Annotated in this window: 21 protein-coding genes; 10 read left to right on the forward strand and 11 right to left on the reverse strand. The window is 72.0% G+C overall.

Going from position 1 to position 23,610, the window contains the following annotated elements; genetic code table 11:
* Position 1 precedes the first annotated feature (1 nt).
* The 3 genes from ACWDRB_RS55910 (at position 2) to ACWDRB_RS55920 (ending at position 3,582) form a co-directional block, all read left to right on the forward strand.
* Positions 2-262, forward strand: a complete 261-nt coding sequence (locus ACWDRB_RS55910) for a GlsB/YeaQ/YmgE family stress response membrane protein (protein ID WP_449908986.1) — start codon at positions 2-4, stop codon at positions 260-262.
* Between the two features lie 138 nt (positions 263-400).
* A complete protein-coding gene (locus ACWDRB_RS55915) occupies positions 401-1,621 on the forward strand; it encodes a glycosyltransferase (protein WP_449908988.1) in 1,221 nt (406 codons plus the stop codon).
* 101 nt (positions 1,622-1,722) lie between these two features.
* Complete coding sequence (locus ACWDRB_RS55920) at positions 1,723-3,582, forward strand: BTAD domain-containing putative transcriptional regulator (RefSeq protein WP_449908991.1); 1,860 nt, start codon at positions 1,723-1,725, stop codon at positions 3,580-3,582.
* An 8-nt stretch (positions 3,583-3,590) separates the two neighbouring features.
* Here ACWDRB_RS55920 and ACWDRB_RS55925 read toward each other — a convergent pair whose 3' ends face one another.
* The 7 genes from ACWDRB_RS55925 to pqqA form a co-directional block, all read right to left on the reverse strand.
* Positions 3,591-6,467, reverse strand: a complete 2,877-nt coding sequence (locus ACWDRB_RS55925) for an AfsR/SARP family transcriptional regulator (RefSeq protein WP_449908994.1) — start codon at positions 6,465-6,467, stop codon at positions 3,591-3,593.
* Positions 6,468-6,505: 38 nt separating this feature from the next.
* Complete coding sequence (locus ACWDRB_RS55930) at positions 6,506-6,892, reverse strand: hypothetical protein (RefSeq protein WP_363978293.1); 387 nt, start codon at positions 6,890-6,892, stop codon at positions 6,506-6,508.
* A gap of 95 nt (positions 6,893-6,987) precedes the next feature.
* Positions 6,988-8,037, reverse strand: a complete 1,050-nt coding sequence (gene pqqE / locus ACWDRB_RS55935) for a pyrroloquinoline quinone biosynthesis protein PqqE (RefSeq protein ID WP_449908997.1) — start codon at positions 8,035-8,037, stop codon at positions 6,988-6,990.
* Positions 8,034-8,273 (reverse strand): pyrroloquinoline quinone biosynthesis peptide chaperone PqqD, encoded by a 240-nt coding sequence (gene pqqD, locus ACWDRB_RS55940; protein WP_363978299.1) that lies wholly within the window; start codon positions 8,271-8,273, stop codon positions 8,034-8,036. Before pqqD ends, pqqE begins: the two co-directional genes overlap by 4 nt.
* Complete coding sequence (gene pqqC / locus ACWDRB_RS55945; protein ID WP_449909000.1) at positions 8,270-8,941, reverse strand: pyrroloquinoline-quinone synthase PqqC; 672 nt, start codon at positions 8,939-8,941, stop codon at positions 8,270-8,272. The genes pqqD and pqqC overlap by 4 nt, the downstream gene beginning before the upstream one ends.
* Complete coding sequence (pqqB, locus tag ACWDRB_RS55950) at positions 8,938-9,747, reverse strand: pyrroloquinoline quinone biosynthesis protein PqqB (RefSeq protein ID WP_449909003.1); 810 nt, start codon at positions 9,745-9,747, stop codon at positions 8,938-8,940. Before pqqB ends, pqqC begins: the two co-directional genes overlap by 4 nt.
* Before the next feature lie 12 nt (positions 9,748-9,759).
* A complete protein-coding gene (gene pqqA / locus ACWDRB_RS55955) occupies positions 9,760-9,915 on the reverse strand; it encodes a pyrroloquinoline quinone precursor peptide PqqA (RefSeq protein WP_225963807.1) in 156 nt (51 codons plus the stop codon).
* Positions 9,916-10,220: 305 nt separating this feature from the next.
* On the opposite strand from pqqA, the gene ACWDRB_RS55960 reads away from it, so the two are divergent.
* On the forward strand, positions 10,221-11,294 hold the full coding sequence (locus tag ACWDRB_RS55960; RefSeq protein WP_449909005.1) for a Glu/Leu/Phe/Val dehydrogenase dimerization domain-containing protein: 1,074 nt from the start codon (positions 10,221-10,223) through the stop codon (positions 11,292-11,294).
* On the opposite strand, the gene ACWDRB_RS55965 is transcribed toward ACWDRB_RS55960, so the two are convergent.
* Positions 11,258-12,241: an aldo/keto reductase gene (locus tag ACWDRB_RS55965; protein WP_449909007.1), complete on the reverse strand. Its 984-nt coding sequence runs from the start codon at positions 12,239-12,241 to the stop codon at positions 11,258-11,260. The two genes, ACWDRB_RS55960 and ACWDRB_RS55965, sit on opposite strands and share 37 nt — an antisense overlap.
* Before the next feature lie 350 nt (positions 12,242-12,591).
* A complete protein-coding gene (locus tag ACWDRB_RS55970) occupies positions 12,592-13,257 on the reverse strand; it encodes a sensor domain-containing protein (RefSeq protein WP_449909009.1) in 666 nt (221 codons plus the stop codon).
* Between the two features lie 133 nt (positions 13,258-13,390).
* Between ACWDRB_RS55970 and ACWDRB_RS55975 the strand changes: the two genes are divergently transcribed.
* The 4 genes from ACWDRB_RS55975 to ACWDRB_RS55990 all read left to right on the forward strand — a co-directional run bounded on the left by ACWDRB_RS55975 (position 13,391) and on the right by ACWDRB_RS55990 (position 19,889).
* Entirely contained in the window at positions 13,391-14,812 is a 1,422-nt protein-coding gene (locus tag ACWDRB_RS55975; RefSeq protein WP_449909011.1) for a hypothetical protein, read from the forward strand.
* A gap of 101 nt (positions 14,813-14,913) precedes the next feature.
* Positions 14,914-16,752, forward strand: a complete 1,839-nt coding sequence (locus ACWDRB_RS55980) for an ABC transporter ATP-binding protein (RefSeq protein ID WP_449909013.1) — start codon at positions 14,914-14,916, stop codon at positions 16,750-16,752.
* A 71-nt stretch (positions 16,753-16,823) separates the two neighbouring features.
* Entirely contained in the window at positions 16,824-18,674 is a 1,851-nt protein-coding gene (locus tag ACWDRB_RS55985; RefSeq protein ID WP_449909015.1) for a hypothetical protein, read from the forward strand.
* A 75-nt stretch (positions 18,675-18,749) separates the two neighbouring features.
* Positions 18,750-19,889, forward strand: a complete 1,140-nt coding sequence (locus ACWDRB_RS55990) for an alpha/beta hydrolase family protein (RefSeq protein ID WP_449909016.1) — start codon at positions 18,750-18,752, stop codon at positions 19,887-19,889.
* Positions 19,890-19,946: 57 nt separating this feature from the next.
* Here the strand turns inward: ACWDRB_RS55990 and ACWDRB_RS55995 are convergent, their stop codons facing one another.
* On the reverse strand, positions 19,947-20,153 hold the full coding sequence (locus ACWDRB_RS55995) for a cold-shock protein (RefSeq protein WP_192788611.1): 207 nt from the start codon (positions 20,151-20,153) through the stop codon (positions 19,947-19,949).
* Between the two features lie 170 nt (positions 20,154-20,323).
* Complete coding sequence (locus tag ACWDRB_RS56000; RefSeq protein ID WP_449909019.1) at positions 20,324-20,941, reverse strand: TetR/AcrR family transcriptional regulator; 618 nt, start codon at positions 20,939-20,941, stop codon at positions 20,324-20,326.
* Positions 20,942-21,000: 59 nt separating this feature from the next.
* Here ACWDRB_RS56000 and ACWDRB_RS56005 point away from each other — a divergent pair, with 59 nt between their 5' ends.
* Both ACWDRB_RS56005 and ACWDRB_RS56010 read left to right on the forward strand, forming a co-directional pair.
* Positions 21,001-22,146 carry an FAD-dependent monooxygenase gene (locus tag ACWDRB_RS56005; RefSeq protein WP_449909021.1) on the forward strand — a complete coding sequence of 382 codons (1,146 nt, stop codon included), beginning with the start codon at positions 21,001-21,003 and terminating at the stop codon, positions 22,144-22,146.
* Positions 22,147-22,374: 228 nt separating this feature from the next.
* Entirely contained in the window at positions 22,375-23,610 is a 1,236-nt protein-coding gene (locus tag ACWDRB_RS56010) for an ABC transporter substrate-binding protein (RefSeq protein WP_449909023.1), read from the forward strand.

A 23,610-nucleotide genomic window follows, 5' to 3' on the forward strand; every position in this document is an offset into this window, starting at 1 on the left:
AATGATCACCATCCTGCTCGGAGCCGTGCTCGGCGGGGCCATCGTAGGCGGCCTGGGCCGGCTGCTCCTGCCCGGACGCCAGGACATCGGCTGGTTCGCCACCATCGCGGCGGGCATCGTCGCCGCCGGGGCCGGCACCGGGATCGCCTACCTGTTCGGCTTCAACGAGAAGACCTGGCTGGTGATCGCCGTGCAGCTCGTTCTGGCCGTCGTCTGCGTGGCGGCCACCACGAGCATGCTGGGCAAGAAGAGCAGGTCCTGAGGCAACGGACGCGGCCGTCGCCGGAGCACCGGGCTCCGGCGGCGGCCGTTCGCATGTGTTGAATCTGGTCACTAGTTATGCACAAGGGCGAACGTACGATCTCCGCTTGTTTCTCACGTTCTGACAGCGGAGATGTCCATGCCCAAGATCATTATTGCCGCCACGCCCGCCAACGGGCACGTGGCTCCCCTCCTCACCGTCGCCGCCGATCTGGTGCGGCGCGGTCACGAGGTCACCTTCCTGACCGGCACGAGGTTCAAGGAGCGTGCGGAGGCCGTCGGCGCGTACTTCACGGCGCTCCCCGAGGAGGCCGACTACGACGACCGGCGGATGGACCTGGAGTTCCCCGAACGCGGCCAGCTCCCTCCCGGCCCGGTCCAGCTCGGGTTCGACGTCAAGCACATCTTCGGCGACCCCGTTCCGGCCCAGTACGAGGCGCTGCGGCGGCTGCTGGCCGACATCCCGGCCACCGCGGTGATCACCGACAACCTGTTCCTCGGGGCCCTGCCGCTCTCCCTGGCCTCCGGGCCGGACACGCGTCCGATCACCGTCAGCGTGGGCGTCTCGCCGCCGCCCCCGGCGACCGGCTGGGGCCCCGAGATCCACGTGGACGCGCAGCAGCATCTGGAGAAGCTGTTCGAGTCGGTCGGGGTGAGCCTTCCCGAGTTCGTGCTCACCAGCCTGATCACCGTCCCCGACCACTACCTGCAGCTGACCGTCCCCGGGTTCGAGTTCCCCCGTGACGACCTCCCGAGCTCCTTCCGCTTCGTCGGCCCCCTGCCGTCGGCGCCCGCCGGGGACTTCGAGCGGCCGTCGTGGTGGAGGGAACTGTCGGACGGCCGCCCGGTCGTGGTGACGACGCAGGGGACGTTCGCCAACGTGGACCTGGAGGAGCTGGTCGTCCCCACGCTGCGCGTCCTCGCCGGCTCCGACGTCCTCGTCGTCGCCGCCACCGCGCGGCCGGGCGGTGTCGAGGACGTGCGGAACCTCATGGAGACCGTTCCCGACAACGCCCGGGTGGCCGACTTCATCCCCTTCGACCTGCTGCTGCCCCATGCCGACCTCCTGGTCACCAACGGTGGCTACGGCGGGGTGCACACCGCCCTGCGGCACGGTGTCCCGCTCGTCGTCGCGGGCGTCACCGAGGACAAGCCGTTGATCGCCGCCCGGGTCGAGTGGAGCGGTACGGGCGTCAACCTGGCCACCGCGCGACCCGACGACGCCGCACTCCGCTCGGCCGTGAACACCGTCCTGTCGACGCCGTCCTACCGCGCCCGCGCACGGGAGCTGCGCGAGGAGATCGCCGGCTTCGACGCCCTGGAGTCGATCGCCGAACTGGTGGCGGCTCGTCGAGGGTGAGCCGCGGTCACACTTCGGTCAGTCCTTGGTCACAAGGGGCGGCCTACGATTTCCCGCGGTCTGACCAGGGGTCTTACCGATGGGGGGAGGAACGATCGATCATGAAGACTGGGTTGCGGTTCGCCCTGCTGGGGCCGGTCAGGGGATGGCGCGGTGACGCGGAGCTCGACCTCGGCGCACCCCAGCAGCGGGCGTTGCTCGCCTTCCTGCTGTTACGCGAGGGCGAGGCGGCGTCGATCGACGAGATCGTGGACGCGCTGTGGGGGGAGCGGCCGCCGGAGAGCGCGCGGGCCGTCGTGCGTACTTACGTGTGCCGGCTGCGCCGTGTCGTGTCATCCGGCGAGGACGACGATCGGGTGATCAGGTCGTCCGGTTGCGGTTACGTCATCTCCACCGGCACGGCGTCCGTGGACTGGCACACCTTTCTCGGGCAGGTGCGGGAGGCGCAGGCCGTACGGGCTCGGGGGAATGCGGCCGAGGCGGCCGGCCTGCTGCGCGGCGCCCTGCGGCTGTGGCAGGGCCCGCCTCTGGGCAGGGCCCGCGGCGACTACGTCGACCAGGAGCGGACCCGCCTGGTCCAGCGCCGGGTCGCCGCGCTGGAGGAGCGGCTGTCGCTCGACCTGGAGCTCGGCCGGCACGCCGAGGCGAGCGAGGAGCTGGCCGAGGCCGTCGCCGCCGAGCCCATGCGCGAGCGGCTGCGCGAGCTGCAGATGGTCGCCCTCTACCGGTCGGGCCGGCAGGCGGAGGCGCTGGGCGCGTATGACGAGGTACGGCGGTTGCTCGCGGCGGAGCTCGGCATCGACCCCGGCACCGGCCTGCGCGAGCTGCACCAGCGCATCCTGCGCGCGGACCCCGGACTCGACCCGCCGGTGCCGGGACCGGTCGTCGCGCCCGAGCGGCCGCCCGCCCAGTTGCCCGCCGCGCCACCCGGCTTCGTGGGCAGGGAGGCGGAGCTGGCCGCCGTCCACGACACGCTCGGTCCCGGCGGGTGGACGCCGGTGGTGGCGATCACCGGGCTCGGCGGGGTGGGGAAGACCGCGCTGGCCGTCCAGGCGGCGCACGCCATGCGGGACCGGTTCCCGGACGGCCAGCTCTACGCGGATCTCGGAACGTCCGCCGGTCGCCCGGCGGACCCCGCCGAGGTCCTGGGCTTCTTCCTGCGCTCCTTCGGCGTGCCGGGGGAGCGGCTGCCCGACCGGCTCGAGGAGCGGGCGGCGCTGTGGCGAACCGTGCTGGCCGACCGGCGGGTGCTGCTCCTGCTGGACGACGCCGGCGACGCGGACCAGGTACGCCACCTGCTGCCGGCGGCGCCCGGCTGTGCCGCGATCGTCACCACCTGGCGGCACCTGATCGACCTGCCCGGCGCCCGCTGGATCGGGCTCGACGCCCTGCCCCCGGCGGACGCGCTGGAGCTGCTGGCCCGGCTGGCCGGCCACGGGCGGGTCCTCGGGCACCGGCAGGACGCGGTCGAGCTGGTCGATCTGTGCTCGCACCAGCCACTGGCCGTACGCGTGGCCGCGGACCTGCTGCAGGCCCGGCCGCACTGGACGGTGCGGCAGGTCCGCATGCGCCTGGAGGACGACCTGTACCGGCCCGCGGGCGCGAACGACGGCTGCGCGCTGATCGAGGCGCCCTTGCTGCTGGCCCAGAGCCGGCTCGATCCGCAGCAGGCCACGGCCTTCCGGCTCGCCGCGCTGCCCGACTACGGCGAGCTGACGGCGGAGTCGGTCGGGGCGCTGCTCGGCCTGCCGCGACCGCGGGCCCACCGGCTGCTGGAGTCGCTGGTCGACGCGCACCTGCTGCTGGCCGGGCCGGGCGGGACCTACCGGTACCACGGCCTGGTCAAGGCGTTCGCGAGGCGGCAGGCGTGGGCGCGCGAGGGCGTCGAACAGTGCGACGCCGCCCTGAGCCGGCTGCTGAGGCACCACTCACGGCGACCTGCGGCCCTGCCCACGGGCTGACGCACCGCTCACGGCGACCGGCGGCCCTGCCCCTGGGATGATCCGCCGTCGAGTTTGGCGGTGAGGGCCGCCCTGGCCTCGGTCCGGGAGCCGTAGAGGCGTTCCAGGGCGGCCCGCCAGCTCGACCTGGCCGCGCCGGGATCACCGGCGGCATCCAAGGCGTCGCCGAGCCGCTCCAGCACCAGAGCGTCGTGGTCACGACCGTGCCAGCTCTGGCCGTCGCCCAGCGCCAGGGACCTGCGGTAGTTGTCGATCGCCGCACGGTGCTCTCCCAGGAGGTGATGCGCCCAGCCGATGGTGTAGAGGACGAAGCTCTGGCCGACCACGTTCGTCTGCAGCTTCAGCGACCGCCGGCTGTACGCCAGGCCCGCGCGCGGCTCGCCCAGCCGGATCAGCACCCAGCCCACCGCGTTCAGGGCGCCGGCCTCCTCGAACGGGGTCGCTCCCTTCTGGCGGGACAACACGAGGCAGCGCCGCGCGTGGCGCAGTGCCTCCTGGTAACGGCCCTGCCGGTCGTGCAGGCGGGTCAGTTCGAGATGGGCGACGGACTGGCCCTTCACGTCCCCCAGCTCGGTGAACAGGCTCAAAGCACGCCGGTAGGCGTCGTGCGCCTCGCCGGGCAGCCCGGCACGCGTGCACGCCGACGCCAGGGCGTGCAGGGCGGGGGCGTGCATGCGCGGGTCACCGAGCCGCTCCGTGGCCTGCACCGCGGTCCGCGCCAGCGCCAGCACCCGCTCCGCGGGGCGCATCAGGATCAGGTACGTATGCGCCGACCAGGCCAGATGCGCGACGTGGTGGTCGAGCCCGAGCCGGGCGGCGTGCTCGACGGCGGCGAGGACGGCATCCTCCTCGGCGCCGAACCAGGCCAGCGCCCGGACCGTGTCGTCGATCGGGTCCGGGGCGACGCCGTCCCGCGGCTTGGGGAAGGGAATCGTGTTCTGGCCCGGTTTGATCAGCTCCGAGCAGCGGTGCGCCGTACGGAGGTAGTGGTCCAGCAGCCGGTGCAGGGCGGCCGTGACATCGTGATCCGCCTCCTCCTCGGCGGCCGTCTCGGCGGCGTACGCGCGGATCAGGTCGTGGAACGTGAAGCGGCCCGGCACGTGCTCGGTGAGCAGGTGGGCGGCGGTGAGCTCCAGCAGCGGCGGGCGCACGCCGGAAAGGCTCAGGCCGGCCAGTCCGGCCGCGGCCGACGCGCTGATGTCGGGCCCCGGCGCGGTGCCCAGCAGCCGGAACAGCCGGGCCGCCGCCGGGGTGAGCGCGCGGTAGGACCAGGAGAACACCGCCTGCGGGGCCGCCGTCGCGTCGAAGCCGGTGAAGCCGTCCAGGTTGCCGCGCGCCTGGCGCAGCTCGGCCGCGATGGACGCCAGCGTGAAGGACGGGTGGGTCAGAGCGTGGGCGGCGACGGCGACCAGCGCGAGCGGCAGCCCGCCGCACAGGGACAGGATCTGGGCGGTCGCGTCCGGCTCCGCCTCCACCCGCGCCGCGCCCAGCCGGGCACGCAGCAGGTCGGCGGCCTCGCGGGCCGGCAGCGGTTCCAGGACCAGCGGGTGGGCGCCGGCGAGCCCGTCGAGCCGGTTGCGGCTGGTCACGATGACGAGGCAGCCGGGGGACGCGGGCAGCAGGGGGCGTACCTGCCGGACGTCCCGGGCGTTGTCCAGCAGCAGGAGCATCCGCCGTCCGGCGACGCGGTCGCGGAACAGCGCGGCCCGCGCCTCCACGTCGACCGGGATCTCCTCCGCGGCCACGCCGAGGCCGGCCAGCAGCGCGTCCAGTGCCTCACCGGCGCTCATCGCCTGGTCACTGGAGTGGAAGCCGCGCAGGTTCAGGAACAGCTGCCCGTCGGCGTAGTGGTGGGCGACCTGATGCGCCCAGTGCACGGCCAGGGTGGTCTTGCCGATGCCGCCCATGCCGTAGATGACCCTGACCTGCGCGGCGTCCGGCCCGGCGTGGTCCTCCTCCGGGGACGGCAGCTGGGCCAGCTCCGTGTGGCGGCCCTCGAAGACCGGCGGATCGGCGGGCAGCTGGGCGGGCCTGGCCACGCTCGCCCACACCCCGGGCTGGGTGGGCCTGGTCATGCTCGGCCGCGCTGTGGGCCCGGCGGGCCCGGTCATGGTCGCGTGCGCCCCGTGGGCGGCCGGACGGTGCAGCACGTCCTCCCCCGCGGCGGTCAGCTCCGGCCCCGGGTCGATGCCCAGATCCTCGGCCAGCCGGGCGCGGACCTGGAGATAGTGGTCGCGGGCCGCGCTCCGGCGGCCGGTCGCGGCCAGCAGCTGAACCAGCCGCGCCTGCAGCAGCTCGTCCAGCGGCTCCCGCTCGGCCGCCGCCCGTACGGCCGGCAGCAGCGGCGCGGGCCTGCCGACGGCCAGCGCGTAGTTGGCGGCCACGCCCACCGCCGCCGCGTACTCCCGGTCCAGGGCGACGAAGACCGGCCGGGCACGGACCGCGGGCGGGATCCCGGCGGCCACGGCCCCCTGCCACAACCCCAGCGCCCGCACATAGTGTTCCACCGCTTCGGCGGGCCGATCCTCGGCGGCGGCCGCGCGGGCCCGCGCCACCTGATCCCGGAACCGGAGAAGGTCCGCGCCGGCCGCGTCCACCGCGAGCCGGTAACCGCCCGCCGCGGGCAGCAGCCACCGGCCCGCCTCCCGCGCCGGCAGCCCCGGCTCCAGCGCCCGGCGCAGCCTTCCCACGTTCCGATGCAGCACGTTGAGCGCGGTGGGCGGCGGGTCCTGCCCCCACAGGCCGTCGACCAGGTCATCGACGCCGACGGGCTGTCCCGCGGCGGCCAGCAGCAGGGCCAGGAAGGCACGTTGCTGCGGCCCGCCCAGCCGGACCTCGCGCTCCTCCCGCAGCACGCGCACCGGGCCCAGCAGCGTGAACCACATCCGCTCGGTCAGGAGAGGTCACCGCCTTTCTCCGCCTATCAGGTGCAGATCGCGTTGACCTTGTCCAGAGCGGCCTTCATGTTGGTCCGCACCTCCTGCAGTTCGGCCAGCGCCGCGTCCTTGTCGGAGGGGTCGATCTGGGCGTTGGTGAAGGTGTCGGCCATGCCGTTCAGGGCCGTGGCGAGGTCGCCTTCGGCCTTCCCCGCGAGTTCCTTGACCTTGGCGCCGATGTCGGCGTTCAGCTTGTTCATGCTCGCGGCGTCGCCGGCCGCGGATTGCGCCTGCGTCGTGTAGTCCTCATAGAGCTTGAACGTCTCGGTGCACACTTCGGCGTTCCCGCCGCCACCGCAGGCGCTCGCGGACCCGGAGAGGGCGATGCAGGCCGCGGCGGCGGCGAGACCTCGGCGGAGAGGGGTGCGGAACATGGTTGCCTTCCTCGGTCGGCGGCAAAGGTGAATGACGCCGACCGTAGGACGCGGTCGTCTACCGCGGATTGACGCCGCGCATACGCGGAGGGCTCCTAGCGCGCCGGCCGCCTGTAGATGAACGTGCCCTCCGCCGTCAGCTCCGTGACGAGGTGGTGGTCGGGGGAGAGCCCGCAGGCCGGGTCGGTACGGCTCGCGTCGCCGGTCAGCGCGTACGCCTGGCAGCGGCAGCCGCCGAAGTCGAGCGTCTTGCGCGGGCAGCTCGCGCACGGCTCGCGCATCCAGCCGGTGCCCCGGTAGGCGTTGAAGGCGGGCGAGTGCTCCCAGATCCAGCCGAGCGAGTGATCGCGGGCGTTGGGGAGGTCCAGCGGCAGGTCGTACGCCGCCGGGCAGGGCAGCACGCGGCCGTCGGGCGCGACGGTGATCGAGATCGCGCCCCAGCCGCCCATGCAGGGCTTGGGCACGCCGTCGAAGTAATCAGGGATCACCCAGATCAGCTCAACATCCGTCTTTTCCCGATATTTCTTGACTACGGCCTCGGCGCGGGCGAGCTGCTCCCTGGTCGGCAGCAGCGCGGACCTGTTGAGCAGCCCCCACCCGTAGAACTGGGTGTTGGCCAGCTCGATGCGCTCCACGCCCCACCCCAGCCCGAGCTCGATGATCTCGCCGACGGCGTCCAGGTTGGCCCGGTGCAGGACCACGTTGAGCCCGAGCGGCAGCCCGCTCGCGACCACCGCCGCGGCGGCCCGCTCCTTCTTCGCGAACGACGCGACCCCGGCGATCCGGTCCGACTCCGGTGCCGTGGCCGACTGGACCGACAGCTGCACGCTGCGCAACCCCGCCGCCGCGAGCTCGCCCGTCCTGCGCTCGCTCAGCCCGACGCCGCTGGTGACCAGCTGCGTGTAGACGCCCGCGCGGTCGGCCGCCGCCACGATCTCCGCCAGGTCGGGTCTCAGCAGCGGCTCGCCGCCGGACAGATGCGCGTGCACGACGCCCAGCGCCGCCGCCTCGCCGAATATCCGCCGCCACTCGCCGGTGTCCAGCTCGCTCGACCTGGCCGCCAGCTCGGTCGGGTTCGAGCAGTACGGGCAGCGCAGCGGGCACGCGTGCGTGAGCTCGGCCAGCATGGCCCAAGGGGCGCTCACCGGAGCCAGCCCTCGGCCCGGACCCGTTCGAGGAACTCCACCACGTCGGGCTCCGCGCCCTCGGGCAGCTCGGCGACGATGTCCGCCACGGTCCGCGCGCCGTCGCACAGGGCGACGATGGCCGCGGCCTCCGCGTTGAGCACGACGATCCGCTCGGGCACGATCAGCAGGTCAGCCCCGCGTACGGGGTCGTGGCGGAGCATGGCCGAGCGGGACAGCACCGGGCGCCAGGTCATCGGTACGCCCCGTCCACGGCGTCGAGCAAGGACCACAGGAGGTCGCACTTGTAGGCGAGCGCCGCGACGGCCTTCTCCTGATCGGCGCGCGTCCGCGCCCAGTCGAGCACCAGGGTCAGAGCCTCGCCGCTGTCCTGGCGGCCCTGGGAGACGCGTACCTGGAAATATCGCAGTCCGTCCGGGTCTATCCACTGGTAGTGCCGTTCGAAGGCGGCGATCCTCGTACGCATGAGGTCCGGGGCGAACAGCTCGGTCAGCGACGCCGCGACGGCCTCCAGCGCGGAGCCGTGGCGGCACAGGTTCACGTAGCCGTCGACGGCCAGCCGCACGCCGGGCAGCACGCCCTCGCCCGACAGCAGCAGCGACCGCTCCAGCCCGGCCGCCTCGCCCAGGCGCAGCCACCGCTCGATGCCGCCCTCGCCGGGCGCGGCGCCGTCGTGGTCCTGGATCCTGCGCAACCACATCCTGCGCAGCTCGGGAGTCGTCAGCTTGGCGAGGACGAACGCGTCCTTGATCGGGATGTGCCGCTGGTAGTGGAAGCGGTTGAGTATCCACCCCTGCAGCTCGTCCCGGGTCAGCTCACCCGCGTGCATGCGCTGGTTGAACGGGTGCAGGTGGTGGTAACGCTTCTCCGGTACGGCCCGCAGCTCGGCCTCGAAGCCGTTCAAAGGTCGATCACCATCCCGTCGGCGGCCACCTCGATCCCCAGCTCGCCGAGCACCTCGTGCTGCTCGGCCGCCGGGTCCACGAGGGGGTTGGTGTTGTTGAGGTGGGTGTACAGGCGGCGGCCGGGCAGCTTGGAGAGCCGTTCCATGGTCGCCTCGATCGGCAGGTGGCCCATCTGGGTGGCGGTCCTGGCGGAGATCCCGGTGCGGCGGGGCTCCTCGTCGTCCCAGAACGTGCCGTCCACGATCACGCACGCCGCCTGCCGGAACGCCTCGTCCAGCTCGTCCGGCCACACCCCCATGGCAGGGGCGTATACCAGCGGCCCGAGGCGCAGCGCCGACACCCAGCCCGTGGCTTCGGGGGAGCCGGCGGCGTACCGGGGACGCTTGCCCGACACCGGGATGGTGGCGGCGTCGGCCCAGGTCAGCTGGAGGTAGGGGCGCAGGAGCTCGGCGAAGGGGCGCAGCGCGTGCCGTACGACCGGGGTGGAGCGCACCTCCAGCGCGTCGGCCTCCCTGAGCCTGAGCAGGCCGATCGTGTGGTCGAGCTCGGCGTCGGTGAGGATCACGCCCTTCAGCGGCGACTCGCGGGGGCCCGGCCCCGGGCGCAGCCACGCGCACGACTCGATCTGCTCGGCGATGTCGGGCGTGGCGTTGACCACGTAAGCGCCGTCGTCGAGCTGGACGGCCAGGCTGGCGTGACGTCGGCGGCGGCCCGGATGGGCGCGCGCCCCGGAGCAGCCGGGGCACGCGCAGTTCCACTGGGGCACGCCGCCGCCGGCCGCGGTGCCGAGCACCTGCAGTCGCATGGCGGCGCCCGGTTACCGGGTGGCCAGGAAGTACGCGGTCATCTCCATCGATGCCTCGACGACCTGGTAGTCGGGCTTGTGCCAGGTCGTCTCCTCGCCGCGGGTCCTGACCTTCTTCTCGTGGATCCTGCGAGGTTGCTTCTTGCCCTGCTCTTTCGGCTGGGACATATGCGTACCTGCCTTCCGTAGGGTGTTACAACCGATATGACCCTGTGAGATGGCGGACGTCAATGCCTTAGATCGGAGCTATATCGCCGATTTCCGGAAACTTTCCGGGCACGGGCGGGTCCGACGGGATCGTTCATCCGATGTCTCGCCATTCGGTCGGTGAAGCCGCCCGATCGCCAAACGAAGTTCGTCTCGTTCGCGCGGTCGCGCCGATTTCCGGCCGTTCGTTCGGGCCGAGGGGCCTGCGCGCCGGCGGATGGCGGACGCTTGAGCCCTGATGCCGCTCGACCGGAGGGACCGGAGCCGTGCCCGAACTCGACCACGAACACGTCGCCATCCGCACCGGCCCGCGCTCCGGGCTGCCGGTGATCGTCGCCGTCCACTCGACGGCGCTCGGCCAGGCGGTCGGCGGATGCCGCGTCTGGCGCTACGCCGACTGGCGCGACGGGCTCGCCGACGCGCTGCGCCTGTCGGCCGGCATGACCGCCAAGTGCGCCGTGGCCGGGCTGGCCAACGGCGGCGGCAAGACCGTCGTCGCCGTGCCCGAGGGCACCGAGCTGGATCCGGCGCTGCGCCGCAAGCTGCTGGAGGACGTGGCGGACGCCGTCGCGTCCCTGGACGGCACGTACGCGACCGGTCCCGACGTCGGGACGAGCCCCGAGGACATGGCGGTCATCGGCGAACGTACCGCCCATGTCTTCTGCCGGCCGGTGGAGCAGGGCGGCAGCGGCGACTCCTCACCGGCCACCGCGCTCGGCACGCTGGCGGCCCTGCGGGCCGTACGCCACCGCCTCCACGGCACCTCGGCCCTCAAGGGCGCGCGCGTGTCGCTGGTGGGACTCGGCAGCGTGGGCCTCCGCGTGGCCGGCCTGCTCGCCGAGGAGGGAGCCGAACTCCTGGTCAGCGACATCGACCCCGCCAAGCGGGCCCCGGCCCGCGAGCTCGGCGCGACCTGGACCTCGCCCGGGGAGGCCCTCACCGCCGAGGTCGACATCCTCGTCCCGGCCGCGCTCGGCGGCATCCTCACCGGGGACGTCGTACCGGAGCTGCGCTGCGCCGCCATCGCCGGGCCCGCCAACAACCAGCTCGCCACCGAGCCCGTCGCCGACCTGCTGCACGAGCGCGGCATCGTCTGGGTGCCGGACTACGTCGTCAGCGCGGGCGGCGCCATCAACGCGCTCGCCGTGGAACTGCGTCACGAGAGCCCCGAGGAGGCCCGCGTCCGCGTCGAGGCCATCGAGCACACCGTCACCGAGCTGCTCCACGAGGCCGAACACCGGAACATCACTCCCGCCCGGGCCGCGACGGACCTGGCCCGCCGCCGCCTCGACGCCGCCCGGGGTCACTGCCAGGCCAGCGAGCCCCGGGTCGCCCAGTAGGTCTCGGGTGCCTCGGCCAGGACGGCGAGCCGCTCGTCCAGGTCCGGGTCCCAGGCGACGCGGACCGCGGCGAGATTGCTGTCGAGCTGCTCCACCGACGCGGCCCCGCTCAGCACCACGCCGGCCCACGGCCTGGCCAGGATCGCGGCCAGGGCCAGAGCGTCCGGGGTGAGGCCGCGTTCCCGAGCGGCGCGGGCGAGCGCGTCCGGGGCGGCGTGGGCGGTCAGGCGGCCGTTCGCCACGCCCTCCTTGACGATCACCCCCAGCCCGGCGCGATGGGCCCGGTCCAGGGCCGGGCCGGCGGACGGTTCGAGCAGGTTCCAGGTCGCCTGGACCGTGTCGAACAGGCCGAGCTCGACCGCCCGGTCGATGGTGTCCGCCTGACGCGGCCCGGTCGTGGACAGGCCGACCGACACGCCGGAGGCGCGCAGCTCGCGCAGCCCGGCGAGGACGTCCCGGTCGTCGAGCACGCCGCTCTCCAGGGTGGCCGAGTGGATCTGGTACAGCGACAGGTGCCCGCCCAGCAGCTCCCGCGTCTCGTCGAGCTGCCGTCGCAGCTGCCCGGCGGACAGCTCTTTCACCTCGTGCCGGTCGGCCTGCATCCGCCAGTCGCCGACGTAGGCGTACCCCCACTTCGATCCCACGGTCACCGCTCCGGGTGCGATGGCGCGCTCGCGCAGCCAGCCGCCGAGGAACTCCTCCGCCCGGCCGTAGGAGCGGGCCACGTCGAAGTACCGCACCCCGGCCGCCAGCGCCGCGTCCAGGACCGCCCAGCTCCGGGCCCGCATCGCGCCGACGCTGCGATCATCGCCGAGGTCCTCCTCCCGGCCGAGCGTGATGTACGCCGGCCGGCCCAGCGCGGCCAGCCCGATCCCCACGGGTGTCACCCGCAGCCCCGTGTGGCCCAGCTCGCGCACACCCATCCCGTCCCAGCTCTCCGCAGTCATGCCGCCAGTTGACCACACACGCCGGGATCGGCTGCCGACGGGCCCCCGGCCCGTACGGGGTGATCAGCCGCCCGTCCCCAGGCCCGCGTCCCTGGCCCGGGCGACGGCTTCGGCGCGGTCGGCGACCTGCAGCTTGGTGAAGACGTTGGACACGTGGTTGCGGCGGTTACGACGACCCGCGGCTCACCCTGTCCCTGCGGCTCTTCCAGGTCGCCCTCGTCGGGGCGCACCTGGCGATGGGGGTCTTCGGCGGCGTACGCGTGGTCCAGGTGCTGCGCACCTGACCTGTCCTGAAAATGACGATGGCCGCCTCTGCCCGGCTTACGCGGGGCAGAGGCGGCCATGGTGGGTCATCGGGCGATCACCCAGGAGGGCTCGCGGGTCGCGGCGGGCTCCGGGTGGGCGGCGCGGGTGAGCATGGTCTGCGCCACGCTCGCCTTGAGCAGGGCGGCCATCCGGACCACCGGCACCAGCGTCAGCGCGAACAGGGCGCCGACCGCCGTGGTGACGAGCACGAACGTCGTGGGGGTGGGAGCGAGTCCCAGCCACTCGGGCAGGCCGTTCTCGAGGGCACCGGGGATCCGGGCGATGGTCCAGCCGTAGATGGGGAAGGTGAGGCCGGCGATGGCCCCGGCCCACCACACGGCGCTGAGGACGAAGGCGGCCAGCGCGAACGGCAGCGCGACGATCCCGTGCAGCAGGTCCATCATCGCCTGCCCGCTGGTCAGCGGGTTCATCACGCGGCGGAACCAGCCCGCGCCCTCGGGGACGGGGGTGTACGCCGGGCGGGCGACGGGGTGGCCGAGCACGTCGGGGAGCGTGACGCGTTCGAGGTCGGCGAGGTGCTTGGCCGCGGCGGCCGTCGCGGCCAGCACCGGCAGGCCGACGAAGGCGACCGCGCTGCCCAGGCCCGCCGAGACACCGATGACGGTGGTGGCGAAGGAGGCGACGGAGAGCGGGAGGCCGAGCAGGGTGTAGCGGGTGTCGGTGGCGAGGCGGCGCTGGAGGGTTCTCATGGGAAAGACGCTACGAGCCGGGACCATGACGCATCGACCCTGCGCACGGGCGTGTCCATGGTAGGGACAGCCCTACCTGAACGGCCTCGGCAGCAGTATTGTCGGGAAAGATCTCCGACGTGATGATCAGAGCATGCTCCGATCACGAACCGTCCTGTCCGCGCTCGCCCTCGCCGCGGCCGCGCTGCTGATCAGCGGACCCGCCGAGGCGCAGGCGGACCCGCCGTTACCCTCGGCGATCTTCCGCGCCACACACAACAGCTACTCGGGCAACGTCGCCGGCGCCAAGAACTCGATCGCCTACCAGCTCGACCACGGCATCCGCTTCATCGAACTCGACATACACGACAACGGCTACGCCACCTCGAACGACTACTCCATCGGCCACGACTCCCCGGGCAACCAGGTCGACCACACCGGCAACCCCGCCTCCAACCTCCTGCGCGACTGGCTCAAGGTGATCAACACCTGGTCCGCGCAGCATCCCACCGCCGCCCCGATCGTCGTCGCCCTCGACATCAAGGACGACCTGACCGACAACACCTCGTACGCGGCCGGCAACCTGGCGGCGCTCAACCAGGAGTTCGTCTCCGTCTTCGGCTCGCGGCTGCTCTGGGCCAAGGACTACCCGGCGACCCCGCCGACGGTGGACGCGCTGCGCGGCCGGGTGCTGCCCCTGATCTCCGGCAACGGGACGACCCGCACCCAGTACAAGCGCGACGTCGGCTCCAACCCGGCCGTCGCGATCAACGGCCGCGGCCAGGTCGTGGAGGTGCACGACTCGGGTGCGGGCGCGCTCTGGTACTGGTCCGGCACGTACGGCGCCGACGGCCGCGTGACCTGGCTGCGCCACGGCAAGTACGACAACGGTGTGACGCCGGCCGTCGCGCTCAACGACAACGGCGACCTGGTCGAGGTCCACCAGTCCCAGACCGCGACCACGCTGTGGTACCGCGTGGGCCGCCTCGGCGCCGACGGCGAGATCACCTGGTCGGCCAGCCACAAGTACGACGACGGCGTGCTGCCGACGGTCAGGTTCACCGATCCGGCGGGCACGCGGCTGCGCGAGATCCACCGCAGCCAGAGCAGCAGCCAGAACTGGGACTGGGACGGCGTGCTCGACGCCGGCGCGATGACGGTCTCGTGGAGCGGCAACGCCAAGACCTCCGACGCCCGCTACGACAAGACCACCTCGGCCAGCGGCACCTCTCGCGTGCGCGTGTGGACCGGCGCCGACGGCCCGACCCCGTCGCAGACCCTGCGCATCGACACCGACAGGTACACCGGCGACCGCATCCGCTACCAGCAGGTCGCCTTCGACGAGTTCCAGCAGGGCGACAGCGCGGAGCTCCAGCAGGGCGCGCTGTTCTACGCCGCGCCCGCCACGCAGTCCTCGTTCATCACCGCGGCGCGGCAGGCGGGACGGCTCGTACGGGGCTGGGACTTCGACTCGACCGGCGACGCGACCAGCCCGCTCGCCAACTACCCGGCGACCAACCACCCGTACGACACCTGGTATCAGGACCTTCTCTCCCAATCCGGCGCAATCCAGTAAGCCCGCGTCGTACGAGGGGGCGGCGGCCGGAAAATCGTTCGCTCCCTCGTACCCCCGGACGGCAGCATTTAGCGGGGCGGTGTCTGCATTCGGGAGGGCGGATGGCTGTGCTCGGAACACTTCAGGATTCCCACGACAATCCATCTGCGCGGAGGTCGGCGATCCTGCTGGCGCTGCGCTACTACTGCGGTGAGCTGATCCGCCAGCGGTGGGTCGCGGTGCCCGCGCTCACCATGCCGGCGCTGGGCAACATCTGCCTGTCCTACCTGGCGCCGCTGGCGGTGGCCGGGCTGGTGGGGCAGCTGGCCGGGGGCGGGGACGGCACCGTCGACACGCTCCTGCCGTACGTGCTCGCCTTCGGCGCGCTGCTGCTGGCGGGCGAGGTGCTGTGGCGGATCGGGCTGCACTTCCTCAACCGCACGGACGCCCGGGGCATCGAACGGCTCGGCGTGGTGGGCATGGAGGAGCTGCTGACCAAGGACGCCGCGTTCTTCCACAACAACTTCGCCGGCTCGCTGACCAAGCGGGTGCTGGGATTCTCCTCCCGGTTCGAGGACTTCGCCGACACGCTCACCTTCTCGATCATGGCCAAGCTGATGCCGCTGGCCTTCGCCTCGGTGGTGCTGTGGCAGTATCACCCGCTGCTGGTCCTCGTTCTCATCGGTCTCATCGTCGTGACCGGCGTGCTCGTCGCCCCGTTGATCCGCCGTCGCCAGGCGCTGGTCGACGAGCGCGAGGCCGCCAGGGTGCTCGTGTCGGGCCACGTCGCCGACGTGCTGGCCAATATGGAGACGGTCCGCGCGTTCGCCGCCGAAGACCGCGAAGCCACCGAGCACCGGGCCAGGATCGCCGAGCAGCAGCGGCTGGCGCTGCGCTCCTGGGACTACGGCAACCTGCGGGTGGACACGGTCGTCGCCCCGATCTCGGTCCTCACCAGTGCCGTCGGCCTGCTCCTCGCCGTGGTGCTGCGGGGCGGTCTGGGCGTCGAGGCCATCGTGGTGACGTTCTCCTACTACACGAGCGCGATCAGCATCATGTTCGAGTTCAACCAGATCTACCGGCGGATCGAGAGCGTGCTCACCGAGGCCGCCCAGTTCACCGAACTCCTCCTCGTGCCGCCGACCGTGCTGGACTCCGCCGACCCGCAGCCGCTGCGCCCGGCCGACTCGAGCGTCCGCTTCGAGCGGGTGAGGTTCGCGCACGAGGGTGCCCTGCCCCTGTTCGAGGGCCTGCACCTGGACGTCCCCAGCGGCACCAAGATCGGGCTGGTCGGCCAGTCCGGCGGCGGCAAGACCACCCTCACCCGGCTGCTGCTGCGCCTCATGGACGTCGACGCGGGCCGGATCCTGATAGGCGGCCAGGACATCTCCCGGCTGCGCCAGGCCGACCTGCGCAGCCTCATCGCGTACGTCCCCCAGGAACCCGCCATGTTCCACCGGTCGGTGCGTGACAACATCGCGTTCGCCCGGCCGGGCGCCACCGACGCCGAGATCCTCGCGGCGGCGCGGGCGGCGCACGTCACGGAGTTCGCCGAGTCCTTGCCGAACGGCTTCGACACCCTGGTCGGCGAGCGCGGCGTCAAGCTCTCCGGCGGCCAGCGGCAGCGCCTCGCGCTCGCCCGCGCCATCCTGCGCGACGCCCCGATCCTGCTGCTGGACGAGGCCACCAGCGCTCTCGACTCCGAGAGCGAGATCCTCGTCCAGGAAGCCCTGTGGCACCTGATGCGCGACCGCACCGCGCTCGTGGTCGCGCACCGCCTGAGCACCGTCGTCCGGATGGACCGGCTGGTCGTGCTCAACCGGGGATGCATCGTGGAGCAGGGCTCCCACGCCGAGCTGCTGCAGACCGAAGGCCCGTACGCCCGGCTCTGGCGGCACCAGTCCGGCGGCTTCCTGATGGACGACGACAGCTCCATCGTCGCCGAGGCGGTGGTTGAGTAGGGGATACTCATGCGATCCCGGCCTGTCGTGGCCCATCGTTGGAACGGTGCAATCGACATCGAGGAGATCCCATGATCAGGGACGGACGCTACGAGGGGCAGAGCGGCGGCATCTCGGTCACGCTGCGGGTGGACGCGGACGGCTCGGGGGTGGTCAGCGCGGACGTGTTCCAGGTCGCGGCGGACGGCCGGAAGGCGTACCTGGCGTCGGCGCGCACCGCGCCCGGCACCAAGGTCGCGCTCGACGACGGCACGTGGCCGGCGATCTGGCAGGCCGGTCCCACCAATAAGACGACGGGGTCGCTGGCCCTGGCCCTGGCGCAGAGCGACGGCGTGTCGGTGACGTTCGTCCTCGACGCCCCGCTGAACGGGTTGCCCACCCGGACCGAGGTGGTCGTCCCCGTCGAGCACAAGGACGACGCGCTGCGCGAGCTGGGCCTGGAGATCGAGCTGGAGCAGAACGTCCCGGCGCCGAGCCCGGTGATCTTCCAGGGCGTGGAGCGCACGATCAACGGCTGCCTGCGGGGCGCCGGGTTCGCGGTCAAGGACGTCGGGCGGCAGAGCCCCATCCCCGCCGGGATCGCCGGAGCCTGGGACGACTCGCTGCTCTACACCATGCTGAGCGACCTCATGCTCATCACGGGCGACGCGTCGCTGCGCGCCAGGGCGTGGGAGCTGCATCTGCTCCTGCTGTCCCGGGCGGCCATCCCCGGGCTGGCCGGCGTGATGTTCGACGCCGAAGGGCTGCTCCAGCGGCAGGGCGCGGCGGTCTTCACCGCCGGCTTCCAGGGGGCGACCAGGGATCAGAAGATCATCAGGACCATCGTGCACGAGCTCGGGCACGCGCTCAACCTCGCGCACCGCTTCGAGCGCGTGGTCGGCCGGGCCGACTCGACCTCCTTCATGAACTACGACTGGCGATACCTGGGCGGCGGCCACGAGCAGGACTACTGGCGGGAGTTCGCGTTCACCTTCGACGCCGACGAGCTGACATTTCTTCGGCACGGGCCGTTGACGGCGCTGATCCCCGGGGGCGAGCCCTTCCACTCCGTTCGCTACTGGGCCGACGGGGGCGGCGGGCACTCGCCGTACGCGCCGGAGATCCCGTTCGACGGCTACCGGCTGACGCTCGCCGCGCCCGAGTCCGGGCCGGTCTTCGCCTTCGGCCAGCCCGTGTTCCTCAAGGTCACCCTGGAGAACCGCACGGCGGCGGATCTGGAGGTGGAGCGCTGGGTGCTCGACCCGAAGGCCGGGCCGCTGGAGATCCTGGTACGCCGCCGCAGCGATCCGCCGGCGGACGTGACCGCGTTCACCCCGATCGCCCAGCGGTGCATGGCCGCCATGGACTCCACCGCGAAGCTCACCATCCCGCCCAGCGGGGCGATCAGCAACAACGTCAACCTCACCTTCGGCTCGTCCGGATTCACCTTCGCCGAACCCGGCGAATACGACATCACGCCGGTCCTCGGCATCCCCGCCCGCGACCCGGCGGGGGAGCCCGTGCAGTGGGTGGTCACCGGCGAGCCGCTGCGCGTCCGCATCACACCCCCGCAGGGCGTGGCGGAGGAGCGCGACGCCGAGGTGCTGCACGCGGCGGAGACGGGCGCGTGGTTCGCCCTCGGCGGCAGCGACGCCCTCGCCTCGGCGGGCGAGGCGCTGGCCGGGGTACGCGAGCGCCGCCAGGCCGAGACCGGGAGCCATGACCCGGTCGTGGCGGCGATCGTCCGGACCGCCGCGCTCGACGCCGCCCGGCCGTCGATCCGGTTCCAGGACAACGAGTACGTCCGCCGCGACGGCGACCCCGAGCAGGCCGCCCAGCTGCTGGCCGGCCTGGACGCCCGGGCGCTGCGCACCTTCGACCCGTACACCGCGCAGCAGACCGTCGCCCTCGCCGCCCGGTACCGGAGCGCCGCCGGCGACTAGGTTGACGAAAGTAAGGGAGCGAACGGGCCTTTCGGGAGTGTCGGCGGCAGAGGCGTCATTTTTACGCTCCTGCCCATGATGAGATCCCGTCTTGCGCTCGCAATCGTCGCTCTGCTGGGCGCCGTGTTTCCGGCTTCCGCGGCCGCCGCCACCGCGGAAGCCCTCTCCATTCCCCGCCCCACCGGGCAGTACGCGGTCGGGCGCGACACCCTGCACCTCGTCGACAGGAAGCGTCCCGACCCGTGGGTGCCCACCGCGGACGGGCGGGAGCTGATGGTGTCGATGTACTACCCCGCCTCCACCGGAGGTGGCCCCGCCCCGTACATGACCGTCGACGAGGCCCGGCTCCTGCTCAAGGGGCTGAAGCTCGACACCAGGTTCAAGGCCGAGCAGCTCGCCGGCGTGCGCGTGAACGCCCGCGCCGGCGCCCGCCCGACCGGCGGCAGGCATCCCTTGGTGCTGCTCTCGCCGGGCTTCACGCTCAACCGCGCCACCCTGACGACGCTCGCCGAGGAGCTGGCGTCCAAGGGGTACGTCGTCGCACTCGTGGACCACGCCTACGAGTCGTACGGGACCGCCTTACCCGGCGGCCGTACCCTGACCTGCGTCGCCTGCGAGGCGATCGAGCGGGCCCCCTCCGACGAGGCGGAGAAGAAGCTGATGGCCAAGGCCGCCGAGGGCCGAGGCGCCGACCTCTCCTTCGTGGTCGGCGAGCTGACCCACTGGAAGCGCTGGAAGATGATCGACCCGGGGCGGATCGGCGCCGCCGGGCACTCCCTGGGCGGCAACGCCGCCGCTGCCGTCATGGCCGCCGACCGCCGCATCCGCGCGGGGGTGGACATGGACGGCACGTTCTTCGCGCCGGTCCCGCAGGCCGGCCTCGGTAAGCGGCCCTTCCTCATGCTCGGCACCAAGGCCCAGCACTCGCCCGACAGCGTCGACACGAGCTGGCCGCTGGCCTGGCAGCGGCTGGACGGCTGGAAGCGCTGGCTGACGGTCGCCGACTCCGGGCACTTCACCTTCATCGACCTGCCGATCATCGGCGGGCAGGCGGGAGTCGTCGACCCCTCCGCCCCGCTCTCGGGCGAACGATCGGGTGAGATCACCACGGCCTATGTGGGCGCCTTCTTCGACCAGCACCTACGCGGCAGGCACCAGCCGCTGTTGGACGGCCCGTCCGCGGCCGATCCCGAGGTGGCCTTCCAGAATCCCTGACGAAAACGGGCCCGCACCCATGAGGGTGCGGGCCCGTTCTCGACGTGCGCTGTTGCGTCAGGCCGAGACGATGTTCTCCGCCTGCGGGCCCTTCTGGCCCTGGACGATGTCGAAGGACACCTTCTGGCCCTCGGTCAGCTCACGGTAGCCGCCGTTGGACACGATGTTGGAGTAGTGCGCGAAGACGTCGGCGCCGCCGCCGTCCTGCGCGATGAAGCCGAAGCCCTTTTCAGAGTTGAACCACTTCACGGTTCCGGTAGCCATGTAGATCTCCTTTAGATAAGTGCAGAAAACATGAGCCCATCCGGAATTGCCCGGCAAACAAAACGCGCCCGAAGGTTGTATTCCGTCGGGCGCGCACTAAGTCGATGGGTACCGCAACTGCAACTCCCCCACCCTATCACACGCTTCCGGTGCAGCTGGATGAGACTTTCCTATTCACCGTCGCGTCCGAAAAGTTTTGCCGTGGATTGACCTTTTCCTGCCTGGACGTCCTCGATGCAGCCGTACACCATGACCTGCACCACATTCTGGACGACGTCCCTGCTGACGCTCCCCGGCGGTGCGCTGACCAGCGTGAACAGCGTACCGCCATAGAGCGCGATCATGGCCGGGATCTTCTCGCGCGGGATGGTGAGGCCGAGCTGGTCGTGGTGTCCGGCGGTGACCAGCACCGCCGTGTCCCGCAGACTCGCGAGCGCCGAGGCGAGCGCCGGCCGGCGCGCGGCCTCCAGTTGAAGTTCGAAGATCGCCAGATAGCGGTCGCGCAGCGTGGTCGCCGCTGTGAGCAGCGATTCCGTCAGCAGGTCGACCAGGGTCGCCGGTTGCTCGACGGCCCGGTCGGTGTCGGCGTGGTGCAGCTCGACGATGCGCTCCGCGGCGGCCACCAGCAGGGCTTCCCGGCTGCGGAAGTAGTTGGAGGCCGTCCCCGGCGGGAGGCCCGCCGCCTTCTCCACCGCGCGGTGGGTCAGCCCGTGCGCGCCCGACGACGCCAGCAGCTCGATGGCCGCATCGGTCAGGGCTTGGCGACGGGCTGGATTCGTGGGCGGCATGCGGCCATGATACCAATGCCCGTACTAGTACGATCGTAGTGAATGGATGAGGAGGCCTCATGAGGGTCGTGGTGGTCGGCGCCGGGCTCGGAGGAGTGGCGGCCGCGGCGGGGCTGCACCGCCTGGGTCATGAGGTGACCCTCTTCGAACGGGGCGCCGAGCTCCGGGAGGCCGGCACCGGGATCGTGGTCATGCCCAACGGGCTTCGCGCGCTGGACGCGGTGGGGCTGGCCGACGACGTTCGCGGGCACGTCATGCACGCGACCCTCGGAGGATTGCGGGACTGGCGCGGACGGCCGCTGCTGATCACCGACCTGGCCCGGGCGCAGCAGGAGGTCGGGACGCCCGCCATCATCGACCGGGCGGAACTGCACCGGGCGCTGCGCGCCCCGCTGCCCCCCGGCCTGGTGCGCACCGCGACCCCCGTCGAGCGCCTGGAGCCCGATCCCGCCGGGGTGAGCGTGATCAGCGACGGGAACCCCGTCGCGAGAGCCGACGCCGTGGTCGCGGCCGACGGCATCGGCAGCAAGCTGCGCGCACAACTCTTCCCCGGTCACCCCGGGTTGCGGCGCACCGGCCGGATCGACCTGCGCGGCATGCTGCCCCGCCCTGCCGGCCTGGCCACGGACCTGCTCGCCAGCCAGCTGGTCGACCGCCGAAGCGGGGCGATGTTCGGCCTGTTCCCCGTCGGCGAGGACCGCCTCTACTGGTTCACCGACTCCGTCCTGCACGGCACGCCGCCGGACGCGTACGAGGCACGCCGGCAGATGCTCTCCCTCATGGCCGACTGGCACCCCCTCGTCACCGCGTTGATCGAGGCCACCCCAGCCGACGACATCTACGTCGACCCGATCGCCCGCCTGGCCGAACCCCTGCCCTCGTACGCGGCCGGCCGGATCGCCTTCCTCGGCGACGCCGCGCACGCCATGCCACCAGACCTCGGCCAGGGCGCCAGCCAGGCCTTCGAGGACGCGGCCGCGCTGACCCGCCACCTGACCGGTGCCGAGCCGGCCGACGTCGCCGAGCGGCTCCTGCGCTACGACGCCGAGCGCAGGCCCAGCGCCAACCGCATCATGCGGGCGGCGTCCCGGCAGTCGCGGCTGACCTCCCAGACCGGTCTCGCCGCGTGGCTGCGCGACACGCTGCTCCGGGCCGTCCCGTCCCGCCTGGCCACCCGGCAGCTCGCCGCCCTCTGGCACGCCTAGAAGGCTTGAGGGTCGTAACGTTACATGTCCGCATCGAGCCTGGCCAGACCCTCACTTGGACGGGCCTGGCCTGTTGCGCGATCGGTAACGCACTCTTGACAGGCTGCGATTTGTGTCGATACATGTTTTATCGATACAACCCCCAAGCGGGCGCAGCTGTCCAGGCGTCCGCGGACGACGATCCGACGTGCCCGACCCCCCACGGTATGAGTGCCAAAGAGGTGCGCGATGTCCCTGCTCAGAAGCTCAACTGCGATCCTGGCGGCTGCCGTTCTGGCCCTGACCGGATGCGGCTCGGGAGGAGGAGGCGGAGGCGGCGGGAAGACCAAGCTGACGTTCTTCTCCTGGGACAACGAGCAGTCGATGAAACCGATCATCGATGCCTTCGAGAAGCAGAATCCCACCATCGACGTCGAGTTCTCCACGGCCCCGCCGGTGGCCGAGTACATCTCCACGCTGCAGACCCGGCTCGTCTCGGGCACCGGCGCCGACGTGTTCGCGATCGCGGCCGAGAACAAGACCAACCTCATCCAGGGCGGCTTCGTCAAAGACCTGACCGGCAAGCCGTACATGGCGAACATGTCCAAGTTCAACACCGCCACCTACTCGCGGGACGGCAAGGCGTACGGCATGTCCATCTCGTCGTGGTCCGCCGGCATCCTCTACAACAAGGACCTCCTCGCCAAGGCGGGCGTCACCGAGTTCCCGACCAAGTGGGCCGACTTCGTCGCGCTGTGCCAGAAGCTCAAGGCGGCGGGCACGACGCCGTACTACGACTCGGTGACGGGCATGCCGCTCACCCTCGCGGCCCTGGTCGGCCATGAGAACGCGCGCCAGGGCGGCGACGTGGACGCGCAGATCTTCGCGGGCCAGAAGAAGTTCGGGGACCTGTGGCTCGGGCCGCTGACGAACTTCAACCAGCTGTTCACCAGCGGGATCATGAGCAAGGACGTCGTGGGCCTGAGCGGCGAGCAGATCGTGGACGAGTTCGCCAACGGCCGCGTCGCGATGATCTCCGCGGGCCCGTGGAACGTGTCCACGCTGCGGGAGAAGGCGCCGAAGATGAACATGGCCTTCGTCGGCGTGCCGACGCCCGACGGCAAGCCGTTCTGGTCCGGCGCGGCCTCGCCCGGTTACGCCATCAACGCCAAGACCGAGCACGAGAAGGAGGCCGAGGCGTTCCTGACGTACCTCGGCAGCAAGGAAGGCGTGACGCTGTTCAACAAGCAGACGGCGGCCATGACGACCACGTCGGACGTCACGCCCGAGATCGACAAGGTGCTGGAGCCCAACCTCCAGGCGCTCAAGGACGGCACCTTCTACCTGCCGCAGATCGCCTGGCCACGGGCGCAGGACGCGCTCAACACCGAGGCGGTCGCGCAGCTCCAGCTGATGGTGCAGGGCCAGGAGCAGCCGGCCGACGTGGCCGCCGCGCTCGACAACCGGCTCAAGGGCCAGAGCTGA

This window comes from Nonomuraea sp. NPDC003707, assembly GCF_053587055.1.